Annotated in this window: 17 protein-coding genes; 13 read left to right on the top strand and 4 right to left on the bottom strand. The window is 35.4% G+C overall.

Annotated features, from left to right (window positions below; translation table 11 throughout):
• The coding region (locus tag EGI26_RS06455; protein ID WP_255077178.1) for a transposase zinc-binding domain-containing protein at positions 1-511 on the bottom strand (511 nt) is incomplete at its 3' end.
• Positions 504-1,349 (bottom strand): tyrosine-type recombinase/integrase, encoded by an 846-nt coding sequence (locus tag EGI26_RS06450; RefSeq protein ID WP_255077177.1) that lies wholly within the window; start codon positions 1,347-1,349, stop codon positions 504-506. The genes EGI26_RS06450 and EGI26_RS06455, both read right to left, overlap by 8 nt.
• A 622-nt stretch (positions 1,350-1,971) precedes the next feature.
• On the opposite strand from EGI26_RS06450, the gene EGI26_RS06445 reads away from it, so the two are divergent.
• Both EGI26_RS06445 and EGI26_RS06440 read left to right on the top strand, forming a co-directional pair.
• The gene (locus EGI26_RS06445) at positions 1,972-3,336 is read left to right on the top strand and encodes an IS110 family transposase (protein WP_255077176.1); all 1,365 of its coding nucleotides are present in this window, start codon (positions 1,972-1,974) and stop codon (positions 3,334-3,336) included.
• Between the two features lie 97 nt (positions 3,337-3,433).
• The gene (locus EGI26_RS06440; protein WP_255077175.1) at positions 3,434-3,934 is read left to right on the top strand and encodes a hypothetical protein; all 501 of its coding nucleotides are present in this window, start codon (positions 3,434-3,436) and stop codon (positions 3,932-3,934) included.
• A gap of 164 nt (positions 3,935-4,098) precedes the next feature.
• Here EGI26_RS06440 and EGI26_RS06435 read toward each other — a convergent pair whose 3' ends face one another.
• A complete protein-coding gene (locus EGI26_RS06435; protein ID WP_255077174.1) occupies positions 4,099-4,326 on the bottom strand; it encodes a hypothetical protein in 228 nt (75 codons plus the stop codon).
• A 517-nt stretch (positions 4,327-4,843) separates the two neighbouring features.
• Here EGI26_RS06435 and EGI26_RS06430 point away from each other — a divergent pair.
• The 7 genes from EGI26_RS06430 to EGI26_RS06400 all read left to right on the top strand — a co-directional run bounded on the left by EGI26_RS06430 (position 4,844) and on the right by EGI26_RS06400 (position 12,462).
• A complete protein-coding gene (locus EGI26_RS06430) occupies positions 4,844-6,001 on the top strand; it encodes a hypothetical protein (RefSeq protein ID WP_255077173.1) in 1,158 nt (385 codons plus the stop codon).
• Positions 6,002-6,176: 175 nt separating this feature from the next.
• On the top strand, positions 6,177-6,377 hold the full coding sequence (locus EGI26_RS06425; RefSeq protein WP_255077172.1) for a hypothetical protein: 201 nt from the start codon (positions 6,177-6,179) through the stop codon (positions 6,375-6,377).
• A 33-nt stretch (positions 6,378-6,410) separates the two neighbouring features.
• The gene (locus EGI26_RS06420; protein WP_255077171.1) at positions 6,411-7,127 is read left to right on the top strand and encodes a hypothetical protein; all 717 of its coding nucleotides are present in this window, start codon (positions 6,411-6,413) and stop codon (positions 7,125-7,127) included.
• Between the two features lie 484 nt (positions 7,128-7,611).
• On the top strand, positions 7,612-9,060 hold the full coding sequence (locus EGI26_RS06415) for an ATP-binding protein (RefSeq protein ID WP_255077169.1): 1,449 nt from the start codon (positions 7,612-7,614) through the stop codon (positions 9,058-9,060).
• 340 nt (positions 9,061-9,400) lie between these two features.
• Positions 9,401-9,808: a hypothetical protein gene (locus EGI26_RS06410; RefSeq protein WP_255077167.1), complete on the top strand. Its 408-nt coding sequence runs from the start codon at positions 9,401-9,403 to the stop codon at positions 9,806-9,808.
• 371 nt (positions 9,809-10,179) lie between these two features.
• Positions 10,180-11,319 (top strand): cation:proton antiporter, encoded by a 1,140-nt coding sequence (locus tag EGI26_RS06405; RefSeq protein WP_310587946.1) that lies wholly within the window; start codon positions 10,180-10,182, stop codon positions 11,317-11,319.
• 411 nt (positions 11,320-11,730) lie between these two features.
• Positions 11,731-12,462: a YqjF family protein gene (locus EGI26_RS06400; protein ID WP_255077164.1), complete on the top strand. Its 732-nt coding sequence runs from the start codon at positions 11,731-11,733 to the stop codon at positions 12,460-12,462.
• Between the two features lie 23 nt (positions 12,463-12,485).
• On the opposite strand, the gene EGI26_RS06395 is transcribed toward EGI26_RS06400, so the two are convergent.
• A complete protein-coding gene (locus EGI26_RS06395) occupies positions 12,486-12,908 on the bottom strand; it encodes a helix-turn-helix domain-containing protein (protein WP_255077162.1) in 423 nt (140 codons plus the stop codon).
• Positions 12,909-12,991: 83 nt separating this feature from the next.
• Between EGI26_RS06395 and EGI26_RS06390 the strand changes: the two genes are divergently transcribed.
• The 4 genes from EGI26_RS06390 to EGI26_RS06375 all read left to right on the top strand — a co-directional run bounded on the left by EGI26_RS06390 (position 12,992) and on the right by EGI26_RS06375 (position 17,458).
• Entirely contained in the window at positions 12,992-13,363 is a 372-nt protein-coding gene (locus EGI26_RS06390) for a VOC family protein (RefSeq protein ID WP_255077154.1), read from the top strand.
• A 1-nt stretch (position 13,364) separates the two neighbouring features.
• Positions 13,365-13,811 (top strand): SRPBCC family protein, encoded by a 447-nt coding sequence (locus EGI26_RS06385; protein WP_255077153.1) that lies wholly within the window; start codon positions 13,365-13,367, stop codon positions 13,809-13,811.
• Positions 13,795-14,175: a TfoX/Sxy family protein gene (locus tag EGI26_RS06380; protein ID WP_255077151.1), complete on the top strand. Its 381-nt coding sequence runs from the start codon at positions 13,795-13,797 to the stop codon at positions 14,173-14,175. The genes EGI26_RS06385 and EGI26_RS06380 overlap by 17 nt, the downstream gene beginning before the upstream one ends.
• A 667-nt stretch (positions 14,176-14,842) precedes the next feature.
• The gene (locus EGI26_RS06375; RefSeq protein ID WP_255077149.1) at positions 14,843-17,458 is read left to right on the top strand and encodes a DNRLRE domain-containing protein; all 2,616 of its coding nucleotides are present in this window, start codon (positions 14,843-14,845) and stop codon (positions 17,456-17,458) included.
• Positions 17,459-18,094: the final 636 nt, after the last annotated feature.

Raw genomic sequence — 18,094 nt, 5'->3', positions numbered from 1 at the left:
CGCCATTATTCTCGCCACCACCACTCACTATGCAGTGTATGTGTGGATGAAAACTCAAGTTTTGACCCCAAGTATGCAGCACACTTATTATCCCTGGTCTAGCACCCAGAAACTTCGGGTCGGCTCCGAGCTTGAGCAGCGTATAGCTGCTGGACTCAAAAAGCAGATTGTACATCGCCACTCGGTTGCCCATTATCAGACCGTTTAGCTCATGTGGAAGAGTGAAAACAATGTGGTAGTATGCAGTAGGTAGCAGTTCTGTTTCTTTGTTGGCTATCCATTGGTCACGTTTAGTTCCTCCGCAGTTAGGGCAATGTCTGTTTCCGCATGAATGAAACTGGTATCGTTCATGTCCACAGTCAGAACTCTCACAGCGGTAGTGATGCACCCCCATATTGCCCGTGTGGCAATCGGTCAGTTTTTTGAAGATGTTGCGGCTGTACTGATTACTCACCATTCTGCTTGCCTTGTTAAACACCACCTGCTGGAGTTTTTGGGCTACCTCAGTCATTTTTCAGGCGGTCGAGCGGCGAGACCAACGTTGACCTTCGGGTAGTGGTCAGGTGCAGATAAACCATCGTGGTTTCGATTTTACTGTGACCCAAAAGACTTTTTATAGTGTGTAAATCCACCCCGTCGTCCAGTAGATGAGTTGCAAAACTATGCCGTAAAGTATGAGCCGTGTAGCTTTTTCCGCCCAATCCAGCGTTTTCCATGGCGGCATTTACTGTGGTTTGTAAACTGCGTGAATGTAGCGGCCGACCTTGCAGAAGCGGACTTTCAAACAGGAATTTCTTTGGCCTAAATGCCCAATAATACGACTCCATCACACCCAAAAGATGCTTTGGAAGCAGTGCATATCTATCTTTCTTCCCCTTACCTTGACGGATTTTTATGCGGTTTTCTGCACGCTCAATGTCTGAAAACTCCAGTTGCTGAAGCTCTCTGAGTCGTATGCCAGTACCATAAAGCAAACTCACCACCAGTTGCTGTTTGAGGTCTGTTGTTTGCTCAAACAACTGCTGAACCTCGCTCTTTGACATCACATTGGGCAGTTTCCATTCTTTGCGTGGAAAGAGCTTCGAAGGCAAAACGTAGGGTTTTCGGAGGATATTCCTGAAAAAATAACTCGCAGCATTGGCCACCATTTTACACTTAGCATGCCCAACCTTATGAACTTGTTTTATATAAATGATGTAATTGTTGATGTCAAGCTCGGTGAGTTCCTCGGCATTTTTGTCGCAATGAAACTGAAACAACAGACGAACCTCTTGAAGGTAGTTACGGATGGAGTCGTTGGCATAGCTACCAACCAACATCGATTTGTGAAGGCGGTCTAACCAATCCAACTGGTTATTGCTTAATACATTTTCTGATAAACTGTTTTTTTTGACATGATATTTTGATTATGTTTACTTATAGATAACCAAACAAAATGCCAGCTCTGATAGAAAGAAAAGGTATTGAATTCAAAAGAATAAACGCATGATTTTTAAGGCCTTAACGCTTGCGTTTCGCTCGAACATCAGGTTTTGTGCAATTGGGGCTAGGCATTGCAGCAATCATCGGCAGTGCATATCCAAGCTTCATATTCGGCGGACGTAATTCTGCCGGGCAGTAGTTCTAAACATCGGCTTTTAGTTATAAATTTAGCTTCAGTTCCGGGCGGACAGTTGGTTAATTCCCCAACTGCACAAAGCCTCGAACGTTGTGAGCAATCCAGCATATAAGCCTCGCCCATTAACTTAATATGCTAACGTGGAAGCACTTACAAACTAAATTCATAAATTTGAAAACTCATTGCAAGGCCGATTTTAAAACTGTTGCGTAATAGCACGAGTGCAATCCTGGTTGGAGTGTGTGTCATAACTTAAGTGGCGGTTCTGATTTATCGGAAACCCCGTTCAGAATATTTATTATTCCAAAAGAGCACTCTCAATGAGTATTTTATTAAATAAAATCTCAAAGTTTATGGATCAAAAAGTTGAATCACTTTCCATGGAAATTGTTAATCCTCATGCAGCAGGGATTGACATAGGTAGTAGAAGTCATTGGGTTTCTATTGGGCAAAAAGAGAAAGACATCCGTGAATTTGGAGTCTTTAATGAAGACTTAAAAGCCATAGCCGATTGGCTAGCAGAGAACAAAATTACCACAGTTGCTATGGAAAGTACTGGTACTTATTGGCAAGCACTCTATGCAGTGCTTTTGGCTCATGGTTTTCAAGTAATTCTTTGCAATGGCAAGTTTACCAAAAACATCAAAGGCCGTAAAACTGACATTCAAGATTGTGCTTGGATTCAAAAACTACATTCAATTGGCCTATTGTCTGGCAGTTTTCTGCCTGATGAAGCTACAGAACAATTAAGAACCTACTGTCGTCACAGAGCAAATCTATTGGATATGGCCGCCAGTACTCAGAAGAAGATGCAAAAGTATCTGAGATTGTTAAACCTAAGGCTTGATGTAGTAGTAAATGACATTTGCGGGCTTACTGGATTGGCAATAATTGAGGCAATTTGCAAGGGTGAAACCAAACCTGAAAAACTGGCTGAACTCAGACATGGAAACTGTAGAAAATCTGAATCTGAAATCGCACGAGCTTTAGAGACTAATGGGCGAATGGATTATTTATTTGCACTTCAGCAAGAGCTTGATATGTACAAAATCATTCAAATAAAAATTACAGCATGCGACACAGAAATTGAAAAAATGCTGAGTAAGATAATTAATCAAGACGACAATAAAAGGCAACATTACATTGATAAAAAATCTCACAAAAGGGTCAATAAAAATACACCAAAAAATATTGATTTAAACATTGTGGGTTATCAATATTTCGAAGGAGTTGACCTGATGGAAATCGAAGGTTTTTCTCATGGAACAATCCTGCATTTAATCAGCGAAGTGGGCCTAGATGGCATCAGGAAATTCCAAACAGCCAAGCATTTTGCAAGCTGGCTAAGGCTGGCTCCAAACAACAAAAAAACTGGTGGGAAAATAATTTCAAGTAAAGTACCAAAAGGCAGCAATCGCCTCAAAATTGCACTAAGAAATGCCGCCAATGCAATTGGAAACCTGAAGGACTCAACACCGCTAAGAGACTTCTTCCAAAGAATAAACTTCAAAAAAGGAAGAGTGTCAGCTATTAGTGCAACCGCTGGAAAATTAGCAGTAATAGTATGGAACATGGTAACAAAAGGAACAAGATATATTAACCCCGAAGGTTATTTATTCTTAGATCAAAAAAGAAAACTTGGCTTGGTCAAAAGAATCCAAAAACAAATTAATAAATTTGGATTGACAAGCGAAGATCTAAAAGTTGTAATCAATTGATATTCAACGCATAAAAAAAACGTTAGTCAGAATATTAAAAAACTACTAACAGACACTTGGACAGCGATTTGAAACATAAATTTCGACAAAACTAAAAATGATAACAGTTCCTAAGTACAAAGTAATATTTGGATTTATAATATCTGCGTTTGCAATTACTTTGTTGATTTTCGGGACTTACATCTTCATAGAATATAAAATTTATGAACTTTATGAGAATGTAAGTTATGTTTTTGGTTTAGTTTTTTATACTTTCATATCGACACTTTTTGCTTATCAAGGATTTCTATATTTTCACAAACCAACCCGACTGGACATTTCAAATAGATACTTCAATTTGAGTTTTCCTTTGAGTTCAAGAACATTAGACTTGAATGAAATTAAAGGATACAGTCAAACAAATTTCCGTGCGAGAGGCAGAAATTATCACATATTATTACTTTATTGTAGCGGACAAGTATATGAATTTTGGAGCGACTGGTACGACATAAATGAATTGAAAGAATTACTAAAATTCCAGAATGTTCAATTTTTCGGAGATGAATCATACAAATTCAAAGTAATTGGACTATTTTTAAGAAATTATAAGTTTCTGTAATTCTTAAATTGTATTTAGTTTGACTGTTAATAACTTATGGACAGGTTATTCCCTGCTATCCGAAGGATATTTCCTTCGGATTAGTGTAAGGCGGGTTTCACCAACAGGATAGAAATGTTACATAAAACACACTTTGAAGAACTGCAAAGATTTCTACAACATTTCTAAGTGCCGCTCCTTACCGAATAATAAAAACTCAGCACTACAGGTAGCTTCTTGTCTTTCTTTATGCTAGGCAAGCCCATATCTATTGGCTTGATGCCTTCAATTTTGAAGAGCAGCCTCAGCCCGTAAATTGTAAATTTAAAATAGCTTTCGGAGGGTGTGTTGTGCTCGTTTTGTACCAGATTGAGGTAGTCTGTCTGTTGGTCTTCGTCAAGTTCTGTAGGCAATCTTTTGAAGTGTAGTGAAAGCTTGGCTAAGTGCCTGATATAGTTGAGATAAGTACTGCGGCTACGACCTAATATCGAAAGTTTTTTCTCAAACTTTTGGTTCAGCTCCCTAAATCCACTAATTTCATTATCGGCTTGGACTATTAAGGTGTGTTGACGAAGTTCCTCGGGCTTTTTTTTGGTGTCATAATTACAAAAATTTATTGGTTTAAATCCTGTATATCAATCAATACCATGCCAAAAACTACCGAAGGTTTAGTTCAACATAGGTTTTGAGCAAGGGTGGCAGACGATTAAATCCTCGGCATTTGTTCACTATTTTATTTTTGTTCATGCTGACGTAACTTCATTAAACATTTGTATAAAACATTAACATATAATCATTTAACGAGCTGACGTTCGGGCAGAAGTCTTTCAAATTCCACTCCTGCTCAAAGCCTCGTTCGTTAGGTGCAACCCTACGACAACAACGAAACAGTAGCGACCAACATTTATTGAGACGACATGACAGTAAAACATGAGTAAAATAGAAAAGACATTAGAACTAAACATAACTCACGAAATTCTTTCACTTGCTGACAGTTTTTGGTGGTTTTTGCAACCTGTTTCGCTTAAACGGTATTGGAGACCTCATTGGCGTTTTCCTTTTATGCAGACACCTAAATCATTTGCAACAGGTTTACATATTAATTTAGAGGGAAAGACGGGCGGAGGCTATGATGTTTGCATAAACTCACCAGCCTCATTTCAAGGCGGTAATCCACGACTACTTTTTATGCAGTTCAAGGCTGGGGTTGAAAAGCCTTTTAACTCAAATGCTTCAAGTGTCTTTTATGGAGACAGTTCAAAACCAAATGTTCATGTTGAGTTTGACATTAATAGCAACAAAAATAGAAATCAACATAACTTATTAAAGACATTAGCACAAAATGCTGGTAATAAAAATGCTGTTGTTTATGTATTTCCCAGAATCGTAAATGAATTACAACTTGGACAGAACATTGGCAACCTTCTAAACAAGACAACTTTTCTTTCAATTGAAGACATTGATACAAAGGCTACGGCAAATGGAATTACGATTGATGATAGTAATCCTCATAAATACAGAACTTGCTACAATGACTGGAGCAAAAACGAAGTAAATCTACTACTTCTCTTACTTGGACGGATAAATAATCCTGGCAAACATTTAGGTGAAATCTTTGCAATTAGAATGTTTCGTGGACTTCAATCCTTAAAAAAAGTGCAGGTTTCCAACTATCCCATTTCAAAGTATCATGTAATGGACGCTATGATTAGGCATATACTAAATATTGGTTTACATTTTTCAATTTCACTTTCGGACATTACAAAATATCTAAATAATTATTCGCAATTTTTGACACGACTTGAATATATTTATGAATTTGAGGATTTGCCACAAGCATACCAAATTGATAAAACTGAAAATGAATTTGTCTTGGAAATATTTAATGATATTCTCAATTCACTTTCACAATATTTCAACTGGATTGAACAAGTTCAATATTTTGAGGGTTCAGAAATTCCAAGCCCTCCAGCAGAATATACAATTGAACTTAACAACAATGAACTTCGTTTTGGACTTGGAGAACAAAGACAACGAAATGATTTTGCAACTGAAGACTTTGACGATATTTCTTACTCTCTTTTCTAAAAGGCATGGTTACGAAATTGACACGAACAGAAAGGACAATAAGGGCAGCACCTAACAGCACATTTGCAATAGGCGGGGTTTAGTGCTCCACAGACAGTTTAGTGGTAGCCGAAAGTTTTGTACTCCGCATAAACATCAGTGGTAAAAATCCCGCCCATCGCAAATCTGCAAAACGTTGGCAGCAAGTTTAAGAAGAACCCCAAACATAATGGCATATATAACAAAATCTAATGCAAACAGGATTCTACGAAAAATTGACTTATCAAAAATTGGAGAAGTTGAGGGAGATATTTATAAAAAACCGATTTATTTTTTAGGAAAATCGGAAGTTAAATACCTTCTTTTGATGCAGTCATTACTAAAAGACCCGGAATAATTTGCTATTGAAGTTTACAAACCTGTTATAAATGTGGACACTTTCAAACTTGTATTTGAAAGCGAACAACCGCCATCTTACCATGAAAATCATAGTTGTGAAAGACTTGCGTCAAAATTTAAAAATTTTGAGATTCCATTTGAAATAAAAGTACGAGCAAACGAACAGGGAGGAGAAGAATTAGAAAAAGCACAAGTTCAAAAATTTCGTAATTGGTTTAAGCAGAATTTAGAATTATATCAAAATGACCCTGCTGAATTTTTAAAAAAATTAGATATAGACTGGAATGTTCAAAGAAAAGTGAGTGAAATAGATAAAGAAAATTCAGGCGTTAAAGAAATTGAAAATTATGATTTACAAGAGTTAGAGAGGGAAATTGATAAAATAATTTCCGAAGCAGGCAGATTTTTTGTAACAAATCCTGACAAACAAGCAATAATTAGAAGGTTTCAAAAACTAACTTTTTTAGCGTATTCCACCAAAGAAATTTACTCAAATGACACAGGACTTTCAGATCCAGAGCTTAAAGAGTTTTTAATGAAATACGATTTATCATATAAGAAACCATTAAAAAGGCTATTATTGGAATACTATCGTGTTAAATACAACCCAGAGCTCTCATTTCAAGGTAAATTATTAGAGCAACTTAACTTTCGTCCTTGTTCATCTTGCAGTGAAATGAATAATGGAAACTATTTAATGAACATTATCAGCGAAACAGAAATACAATTAGACGACCTACCGTTCTGACAAAAAAACCTGCTGCCAACAGCTAAGGCCTCGCTCAGCACAACGTAATGTGTTCAAGCATTTAGAATGAAGCCAATGTTGAACTTAATCTTCGGACTAGGCGTCCCCGTAGTTTTTCTACTTTTTTCGCCTCTATGGGGTTTTTCGTCTGGTGATTTATGACTTTCTGAGGCAACTTCCTGCTGATTTTTGAAGTTTTGTGTGTGTATTTGAAGTTTCTTTTACCTTTTCTAGCTAATTCTTATCTTTTTGAACATACCTTGCCTTACCCGTACTCTACCGATAGCTATTGGCATGAGCTGGGCTAAGGGGATGTGCGTCATTGTTGTTCCCAACTCTTAACAACTCAAAAGTTCTGATTTTACGCTCAGTTTTGACAAAGCAGTAAAACAAACAAATAAAAATACTTATAATAACATAAAAGTCAATATAAGATGTTTTGAATCTATTTATTTTACCTATATTTGTTTAAATAAACAATATTATGATTGGATTAAGTCTTATTCCAACGGAGAAAATAATAGAGAGGTTGCGTTATGAAAACCCTTGGTGGGTAACGAAACATATACCCGAAGTGTATAGTTCAATGGCAGAACGGCTATATTTTAGCTTATTTTATCCTTATGTGATAGAAAAAAATATACGTAGGGCTTTGGTACTTATGGGACCAAGGCGTGTGGGTAAAACCGTAATGCTATTTCACAGCATAAAACAATTATTGGTGGAAAATGTAAACCCGCAAAAAATATTCTTTGTGGGAATAGACAATCCTATCTATGTACATTTAAGTTTAGAAGATATTTTAACCCTCTGCAAAAAATCGCTTAACCAAATCAACTTGAACGGTTGCTACGTCTTTTTTGATGAAATACAATACCTTAAAGATTGGGAACGCCACCTCAAGGTTTTAGTAGATTCTTACCCCGAAACCAAATTTATTGTATCTGGCTCGGCTGCTGCTGCCCTAAAATGGCACAGTACCGAAAGTGGTGCAGGCAGATTTACCGATTTTATGTTGCCACCGCTTACTTTCCAAGAGTATATTCATCTTAAAAATATGAATCACCTCATTTACGATGGCAACATTTCGTATGGCGAAAAACAAATGTCTTATAGTCTTACACACGATATAAAAGCACTCAATAAAGAATTTGTCCATTATTTGAACTTTGGTGGTTATCCAGAAGTGGTACTTTCTGAAAGAATACAAAGTGATATGGGCAGGTATGTCAAAAATGACATTGTGGATAAGGTACTTTTGAGAGATCTACCAAGTTTGTACGGTATAAAAGACGTTCAAGAATTAAATCGTTTTTTCACTTACATTGCTTACAATACAGGCAACGAGTTTTCGTATGAAACAATGAGCCGAGAAAGTGGCATACAGAAAGACACACTAAAAAAATACTTGGAATACTTAGAAGCGGCATTCCTAATAAAAGTATTAAACAAAGTGGATGTTAACGCCAAACGCCTGAAAAGAGTTACGAGCTTTAAAGTGTATTTAACCAACCCATCCTTACGAACAGCTTTATTTTCTCCTATTTCAGAAACCGACAGCGAAATGGGCAATATGGTAGAAACAGCGGTATTATCGCAGTGGATGCACCGTGAAAAATTAGATTTAACTTATGCCCGCTGGAAAGAAGGCAGAAGTGAAGGTGAAGTAGATTTGGTTTTGGTAGATGATAAAAAATATAAACCAGTGTGGGGTGTAGAAATAAAATGGAGCAACCGATATTTTGACAAACCAAACGAATTAAAAAGTTTAATTCAATTTTGTAAAGCCAATAATTTTCAAAATGCCGTAGTAACTTCAATTGACCAAACTGGCGTAAAGAAATTAGATAATCTTGCATTTTCATTCCTACCTGCTTCTGTTTACAGTTATAACATTGGTGATATAACCTTGAAAATGAAAAATAATAATTAACAGATGACATTCAACTTAAAAACAACGAACACACAACATGCTATTGGAAATATGGCGACTGACGGAGGTAAATGAGTTTTTGGAATACTATTATGCGTCAGTTCGGGCTGACAGGAACTTCGATGAACATTTGTAAAAATCCTCAGCATTTGGTACATTTATGTGCTTTTGTTACCGGCTGAAAGTATTTCAAATCCCACCACATCGTCAATACTTTTACGGCGGGCATAAGCAAAAAAAACGAACCGTCAGACAATTTACCTTACGTTCTATACTTTGCGTAACTTAACAATAAAGACAAACATTAACTGATTATCAATTAGGATAAACACTAAACAGCATGACAAAGATTGGATTAATTATTTTGACAGTTTTAACAAGTAGTTGCACAAAACTATTTGACATAGGTGAATATTCAGAGATGACAGTGAATATTAAAAACAATTCAGACTTGACAATTAAAAAAGCAGGGTTTTATGCACATAATAGTGGAAGTAACTTGCAAACATTTGCCGATTCCGTCTTTGTAGAAAATATTTTAACCAGTAATTCTAAGCAATTTATAGCAAAAGAGAGCAATAAACTTGGTGGAGATGGTGATTTTCAACTAATTTTAATTTTTGAGAACGGAGTAGTAAAAAAGACAGGATGCTGTTATTATACAAACGGACAATTCCAAAATTCGACAATTGACTTTGAAGTTAAAAAAGATACAATTTTGCAAAAAGCAACTTTTGAAAAATATTAAAAACAAGTATAAACTAAACAAAGGATTTGCTAACGGATTGACTAATTTTAACATAATTAACTAACTATAAACACATTGACAAAAAAATTCCTTCGCCAACACGTCATTGTGGCAAATGGTGGCTGACAGAAGTAATTGAACATTAGGAAATTATTGTACCACAGGGGCGACTCTGTTTTGTTTCGGCTGACACAAATGTTTTGAACATCTATAAATAAGTCAACATAGGTAATGTAGGTTGACAATCGGACAGAGGAGTTTCAAAAGCTCTGCCTTCACCAAGCCCGATAGTTACCAAATATTCTAAAATACATACTCGATAAAAAAAACAAACAAAAATGACAATACCATTGATAATAACAATTTGCATTTTGCTAATTCTAGCCTATGTTTTTGACATAACTTCCTCAAAAACTAAGATACCATCTGTTATTTTACTCTTAATTTTAGGTTGGGTTGTTGGCCAATCAGCCAGCTACTTTGAAATTATTATCCCTGATTTATCTCCAATTTTACCCGTTTTGGGGACAGTCGGGCTAATATTGATTGTTTTAGAAGGTTCATTGGAGTTAGAACTAAATAAATCAAAATTTTCATTTGTAGGAAAAACCTCGCAAATAGCATTTTTGCCCATGTTGGTATTAAGCTTCGGGCTTGCGTTTGCGTTCCAATATTTTGGTAATACAACATTTAAAATTGGACTTGCCAACGCAATTCCGTTTGCAATAATAAGCAGTGCTATTGCCATTCCAAGTGCCCAAAACTTACTTTCAAAAAATAAAGAATTTATCACTTATGAAAGTAGCCTTTCGGATATATTTGGTGTGATTTTCTTCAACTTCATTACGCTTAATGACAATATTGGAACTGACTCCGTTGGTCATTTTATTTTGGAACTTTCTCTAATACTGCTTATTTCTTTTATTTCAACGATTGGACTTGCGTTTCTTTTGAGTAAGATTAAACATCACGTCAAATTTGCCCCTATCATCTTGATGATTGTATTGATATATGCCATTTCCAAAATATATCATTTGCCTGCCTTAATATTTATTTTGCTATTTGGACTTTTTCTTGGAAATATTGATGAAATCAAGCACAATAAGTTCATACATCGACTTCAACCAGATATTCTAAAGAAGGAAGTTCATAAATTTAAAGAACTAACCTCCGAAATTGCCTTTCTTATTCGTTCGCTTTTTTTCTTATTGTTTGGATTTTTGATAAAAGCAAGTGAACTATTAAATACAGAAACAATCGTTTGGGCTTTGGGAATTACAACGGCAATATTTGTTTTACGACTTTTGTTCTTAAAGATTTTCAAGCAAACAATAAAACCCCTCATTTTCATTGCCCCCCGAGGACTCATCACCATTTTGCTTTTTCTATCAATACCGATTTCGCAGACTATCGAAACTGCTAATAAGTCACTTATCATTCAAGTTATAATATTATCTGCATTGGTCATGATGGTTGGATTAATGTCAAACAAAAAAAAGGAAACAGAATAGTAAAAAAAGAAAACTAAGTTAGTTATTGACTGAATTTCTTGAAAATGAAAAATCAGGCTGGCTTATTTTAATAGGAACGGCCTTATTATCATTGGCACTTTGAAACTCAAATTTTGGTGCAGACTATCTACTATTTTGGCGAAGACTATTTCAAAACAATGCCAAGACGATTAAATAACTGATGAGTTAATGACCATTTAGTTTTTATTCCTTGAATTGCGGTTAGAAAAGTCGAAAGTTTTCTCTACATTAAAGGTTTGAAATAGGCCATGTGGCGTATAGAATGTATTGGAGATTTAAATAAATATCGATAAACGTAAATGGTTAAACTTAGGAATCTCCCTCACTTTGGCTGTACTCAACCGCTGCCCTCTTGGAAACGTTTTGACACATTAAAAAAATAGAACTTAGATGAGTTTCTTAAAAGCTGAATGGAGAAAACTTGCAATAGCAAATTATGTGATTGACAAAAACCTTTTAACTGGATATGTTCCAGCCGGAACCGAATTGGATATATGGGAAGGAAAGTGCTTTGTAAGTTTAGTTGGATTTATGTTTAAAAACACAAGATTATTAGGCATAAAAATCCCATTTCACATTGACTTTGAGGAGGTAAATTTGCGTTTTTATGTAAAGCGGCTAGAAAAAGATGAATGGAAACGTGGAGTTGTTTTTATTAAAGAAATCGTACCTAAAAGGGCTTTGACTTTTGTGGCAAATACTATTTATAACGAAAACTATGAAACAATGCCTATGAGTCATAAATGGACAGAAAATGAAAATGCAAGAATAGTAGAATACAATTGGATAAAGGCTGGAAAAGAAAACCAGTTTCAGGTGACGGCGAGTATAGAAAACTATAAAATTGATTCTGGAAGCGAAACCGAGTTTATTACAGAGCATTACTGGGGTTACGCAAAAATCAATAATGAAAAATCAAACGAATATGAGGTAACACACCCAAAATGGAACGCTTACATAGTAAAAGATTACAAAATCAATGTAGACTTTGGAACGGTCTACGGAAGAGAATTTGAATTTCTTAATTCAGAAAACCCGAATTCTGTAATGCTGGCGGAGGGTTCAGAAGTATCAGTTGAAAATAAAAAAACAATAAAAACCGCACCACAACAGCATTATTAATAAATAACGGCTTGAAGTCAACACTATAAAACACCCAACTCATCGATAAGTCGGCTTGAAATTTGACGGATTAAAGCTCCTCTATCCTTATTATAATTTCTAACAAACTCCATTTCAACGGCAGTATCCTTATCGTATTTTGCAGACCACATGATAATTTCGACCAAAACGGGCATCAAATCAATACCTTTTGTGGTAAGTTTATAAACAATCTTTTGCTTATGGTTTTCGTCTTTAAACATGGCTATAATTCCTTCTTTTTCAAGCAATGCCAGTCTGTCAGATAGTACATTGGTAGCGATTTTTTCTTCGGAGTTGATAAAATCACCAAAATAATGTTTGCCTTTAAACATCAAGTCTCTGATAATAAGCAAAGTCCATTTATCACCAAAAAGTTCTAATCCAAAATGAATAGGGCAATCTGACTTTCTTTTTTTCAACTTCATGATGTAAATGTAATAATCTCGCAAACCACTTGCAAATATAGAGTGGATTTGTATATTTGTACTTCAAAGTAAATAATAAAAAAATGACAAATTCGATTAATTGGTTCGAAATCCCAGTAAATGATTTCTCTCGAGCAAAAAAATTCTATGAAACATTGTATGGTGCTGAAATTATGGAGATGCCACACCCGATGTATAAATATGGCATGTTGCCTGCTGATATGCAGAACGGTGGCGTTGGTGGGGGAATTGTACAAGGTGAAGGATTCGAGCCTTCAACAAAAGGGACAATTGTCTATTTGAATGGTGGAGAAGATTTAAGTGTGGCATTATCAAAAGTAGAAAATGCAGGTGGTAAAATAATTATGCCTAAAACTGCAATTGGTGCTAACGGATTTATGGCACAGTTTATAGATACCGAAGGAAATAGAATTGCCTTACATTCAATGAAGTAATATGACAATATTAAATAATGAAATTATAATAAGTGCCCCGATTGAAAAAATATGGGAGGCACTATCAGTTATAGACAACTTGGACAAGTTTGACCCGACCGTTAAAAAATCTACAGCTGTTACCTCGACCAAAGCTGGTTTAGAAGCTAAACGAAAAGTGGATATGTTGGATGGTAAAAATTGGTTTGAAGAAAAAGTCACCCAATACAAACCCTATGAGGAATTAGCCTATCAACTCACAGATTGTTCTTTTCCAATCAGTGGATTGGCTCACAGTTATACTTTTGAAAAAGTAGGAAATCAAACCAAAGTAAAACAGGTAATGCAATATACTGTGAAGTTTGGAATACTTGGTAAATTGATGGATAGCCTAATGATTAGAAAACAAACTAATGGAGGAATTCAAAAATTCTTTATCGGACTAAAAGAATATGCAGAAAAAAACTAAAATACAATACGATACTTATCTTGCTGAAAAAGTAGAGATAAGATTAGCCAAAAATGGTCTAACCGACGTCAAAAAAATGATGGGTGGGCTTGTGTTTATGGTTAATAATAAGATGTGTGTTGGTGTTGACAAGGACAGAGTAACTGGAGAAGACAGATTGATGGTAAGGGTAGGTACTGTGCCCTACGAAAAATTATTATTCAAAAAAGGAAGCCGAGAAATGGACTTTACTGGCAAAGTTATGAGGGGCTTCCTTTTTATTTCTCCTGAGGGTTTTGATTGCGATGAAGATTTGGATTTTTGGATTGAAAAAGCACTGGAGTTTAATAGGATTGAAAAATCAAACAAAAAGCCCAGCAACTAATCTATTGCCCATAAGAATAAATTTCTTACATTTTTTTATCTCTATTTTTTCACTGGTGTTTTTTTGGCAGTCACGCTCAAATCAAAGAAGGCCAGACCGACATGTTCAAAGAAACTGTTTCGTTATTTATCTATATATAAAGTAGTAAATTATCGTAAGATAATTCCTTCGGATCGGCGAAAGGTGGTAATTATCCACAAGAAATCAATGAAAATATAATTTGTAATCAAAGCACCCTCTAATAAGTATCTCGAAAACCAATATAGAGGCCTACGCTGATAGCTTCCGACAAATCACTTCTAATCCACCTAATGATATTTCATACCAAAAATGGACAATTGAAAACGAATTTAAAGACCTAGACCTGTGCTTTGCAATGAAAAAAAGTAGTAGACTATTTTCATTCTTAACGTGAAAAGAATTTCGGGCTTGTAAGAGTTGAAAGAGCAGACCAATCAAAAAAGAGTTGTATCACAAATTGATAAACTATCGGAATTTCACTGAATCAAAGAATTGTTAAAAAAAAGCTACGAAAAGAATAAATCTTAAACCAAAAAACTTAATTAAACATAACTTTATGGCCTCCACATGCGATGCAAGAAGAAAAAACAAATAACTTTGTTGAAATTATATTTCACAATTTAAATTTTCAGAGCGACCATTTTTTATGAAACGATACAGCTTTTTACTTTTTTTATCTATTTCGCTTTTCACAACTATTCAAGTAGCAATCGCACAAAAAGAAGACGCTGATGAAAACTTCGTTAGTTCAAATAAATCCGTAAAAAAAAGGCAAATGATATTTTCTGACCATGTTGGAAATGACATTTTTCTAAAAGGGAGTTTTTTAGAGATGGGTATCGCTTCTAATGGCTGTTTGATGTCTTCATCTGCACCACCCCTTGGCTACAACAACACCCCCAGCTCTAGTGGAAAATTGAGTATAGTTTATGACCCCGGAAATGACGGCTGGGGCACCGGAACTCCAAGCAAATCAGGAGATTACTTCAAACCAGGCTCAGCATTTGAAGGCTTCCAGGTACAATACAATAGCGAAGTTTATTCTAACAATGTTAGTGGAGATTTTCAAATACCAGGCAACAATATATCTTTAACCGAAACGTCAGATAGCCATATTGCGGTATGGGAGGGGATGGTTCTTGGCAAGTTTTCTATCAAGCAAACCCTTGAGATCAAAACCAACGGCACCCATGCAAAACTAAGTGTTGAAATCACAAATTTAAGTACAACAAATGCCAATATATACTACAGCAGAGCTGCGGACCCCGATCAAGAGTTTGAAATAACCGGAATTTTTGAAACCAACAACACTATTGTGAGCCAATATTCTACAGGTGGTAGCGGATCGCTAGTCAAAGCTTTAGGAACAGCAAACAACATTTATTTTGGATTTGGAAGTTCAGACCCCCGATCTAAAGTGGCTATATCCTATCCATGGCGATTGGCCCCAGCTGATTATTATACTGGGCTAAATGGTGCTATTATCACTGGTGGAAACAACTTAGACCATGCTATTTCATTGACTTTTTACGAACCTAATGTGGTGTATCAGCAAAAGATTGTTTTTGAGGGATATATTCTTCTTAATCCTGCTGAAGAAAATATTGCTCTTTGTAAACCAAGCGGCTCTATTGCAGCCGAAAAAACTACCATTTATGAAGGCCAAAGTACTAATTTGGTGATTAATCTGGGCGGCATTGGCCCATGGACATTCAATTTGAACAACCAAATATACAATACAAGCATTTCTCCTTTTGTATTATCGGTGAACCCAACCACTAGCACAGAATATCTACTAAAAAATGTTAGCAATTCCTGCGGTACGTACACAGAACCTAAATTTGTGACAGTAACTGTTTTGCCGTGTAATATTCCTACCACAGCAACGCTGAGTGGTTCCACCACCGTCCCTTTGGGCTCCTCAACAAATCTGACCGTTAACCTTACTGGTTATAGCCCTTGGAATTTTAAGCTAAATGGTGTCTCTTATAGCACAACTACCACCCCATATATCATTCCTGTTTCACCTACTGTAAATACTAATTATCTACTTTCTGACCTGAATAACTATTGTGGAAGCGGTACAGTATCAGGTTCGGTAAACATAAACGTAACAATTGCCTGTGATGCAAATGAACCTAACAATTCTCTTGTGCAAGCCACAACAATTAATTCATTGCCTTTTCAAAGTAATCAGATGTGTTTTCATGTAAATACAGATGAAGATTGGTTTAAATTTGACGTAAATGGAAGAAATTATTTTATCAAGTCTAAAATACTTAGCTCCACAGCCACTGGAAATTATAAATTAAATGCTCTAATAATTGGCGGTGTACTCACAATCGAAACAATACCGTTTGTAAACTCCAATTTAGATACAGAACTTTTTCTTTATGAATCAGACGGAACTACACAACTTGCTTACGACGATGACAATGGTTTAGGAGCATTTTCTAAAATCATGTTTAATATTTGTCCAAATAACATCGTTCATAATATAAATACAACTATCAATGGTACATTTTCGGCATTTGAAAGCATATCCAGTCAAAGCCTAATAGCAAATCGTACGGAATATTTTGCGGGGAAACATATTCTACTCATGCCAGGATTCAAAACTGATGATAGCCAGTTGTTTTTAGCTCAAATTAAAAGTTGTGAGTCAAAAAATATTACTCCGGCTGTGCAATCAATTACCCTTCAACCGGGGCTTCTTGATGGTCAAGATGGAGAGGTAAATTCCTTATATCCAGATGTCATTTCTTTCAACGGTCAAAGTAAATTTCTTTCGCCAGCTGTTTGGACATACAGCGGAAATTTAAATATAAAAAGGGCATATCTAAAATTTGATTTATCAAGCCTACCTGTTGGAGCAACCATCGACTCAGCTCATTTAGATTTATTTTTTAGTCAAGAATTGTTAAATACCTACCCGTATTTCTCAGGACAAACTGGGCATTCTGGAACCAACTCATTTTTAATAAAGAGAGCTGTGTCTAATTGGGATGAATCAACCTTAACTTGGAATTCTAAACCTTCGACGTCAGAATTAAACGCTGTAACTATTGCTACTACATCAATCCCAACCCAAGATTTTCTAAAAATTAATGTTAAAAATATTTTAACAGATATTTTGGCTTCCTCAAACCATGGTTTTGAAATAAGAATGGTGGATGAATCGGTATATAAATCTTTGTGTTTAACTTCCTCTGAAGAAGTAAATCCACTCATTAGACCGAAATTGACTATATATTATCATTAATTTTTTTCAATGAAAAATCAAAGGAGGAGAAATTGGTTGAAACCAGACTTTCAATGGCCTATATATGCTATAAAAAACGGAGCATTGAAGAAATTCCTCGCTAATTTTTAAAAGAAACAACCAACAACCTGAATATCAATTTGATATCATCGGCAGTTTACAAGTAAAATCATTTTGCTAACTTCTAGATAAACCACGAATTTCAAAGATGGGCAAAGTTGATTTGCAAACGTTGACTATTTCGCTAATAAAAAAAAAGCTTTTATTTTAGCAAGCTGGCTTTATGCCGTATTTGAATTCAAAGGTTTGAACACTTACGGTTCTATTTTTCGATATGTTCTTTGCTTCTTTTACCAAGTTCGGACTATTTTTTAGAGAAAGACTACATTTTGAAGTTTTGGTTGACGAATACAAGAACAAGGTCTAAATGGAGAAGATAAATACAGATACCAATAAAACAAAGTAAATTCCACTAGCTGCTAAAAATTTGTAATTAACAGAAAAATACCTCGAAGTGCAATTTCAAAGCTATACGGAAAGCTTTTGCAATTATTCTCCAAGTCTCCGATTATATATTTAGCAGAAAATGGCTCGAATGAAAGTGAATATGACACCCTAAAAGAGCTACTTACCCTT

The organism is Lacihabitans sp. CCS-44, assembly GCF_024343735.1.
Lineage (GTDB): Bacteria > Bacteroidota > Bacteroidia > Cytophagales > Spirosomataceae > Leadbetterella.
The sequence above is the reverse complement of the archived record's forward strand: the minus strand, read 5'-3'. Positions and strand labels throughout refer to the sequence as shown.

What these genes read in the sequence shown, in the direction of transcription:
- EGI26_RS06380 (WP_255077151.1), top strand. Translation starts at nt 13,795, where the DNA reads ATGCAGAAAAAAACTAAAATACAATACGATACTTATCTTGCTGAAAAA.
- EGI26_RS06400 (WP_255077164.1), top strand. Translation starts at nt 11,731, where the DNA reads ATGAGTTTCTTAAAAGCTGAATGGAGAAAACTTGCAATAGCAAATTAT.
- EGI26_RS06440 (WP_255077175.1), top strand. Translation starts at nt 3,434, where the DNA reads ATGATAACAGTTCCTAAGTACAAAGTAATATTTGGATTTATAATATCT.
- EGI26_RS06390 (WP_255077154.1), top strand. Translation starts at nt 12,992, where the DNA reads ATGACAAATTCGATTAATTGGTTCGAAATCCCAGTAAATGATTTCTCT.
- EGI26_RS06395 (WP_255077162.1), bottom strand. Translation starts at nt 12,908, where the DNA reads ATGAAGTTGAAAAAAAGAAAGTCAGATTGCCCTATTCATTTTGGATTA.
- EGI26_RS06410 (WP_255077167.1), top strand. Translation starts at nt 9,401, where the DNA reads ATGACAAAGATTGGATTAATTATTTTGACAGTTTTAACAAGTAGTTGC.
- EGI26_RS06445 (WP_255077176.1), top strand. Translation starts at nt 1,972, where the DNA reads ATGGATCAAAAAGTTGAATCACTTTCCATGGAAATTGTTAATCCTCAT.
- EGI26_RS06430 (WP_255077173.1), top strand. Translation starts at nt 4,844, where the DNA reads ATGAGTAAAATAGAAAAGACATTAGAACTAAACATAACTCACGAAATT.
- EGI26_RS06385 (WP_255077153.1), top strand. Translation starts at nt 13,365, where the DNA reads ATGACAATATTAAATAATGAAATTATAATAAGTGCCCCGATTGAAAAA.
- EGI26_RS06415 (WP_255077169.1), top strand. Translation starts at nt 7,612, where the DNA reads ATGATTGGATTAAGTCTTATTCCAACGGAGAAAATAATAGAGAGGTTG.
- EGI26_RS06375 (WP_255077149.1), top strand. Translation starts at nt 14,843, where the DNA reads ATGAAACGATACAGCTTTTTACTTTTTTTATCTATTTCGCTTTTCACA.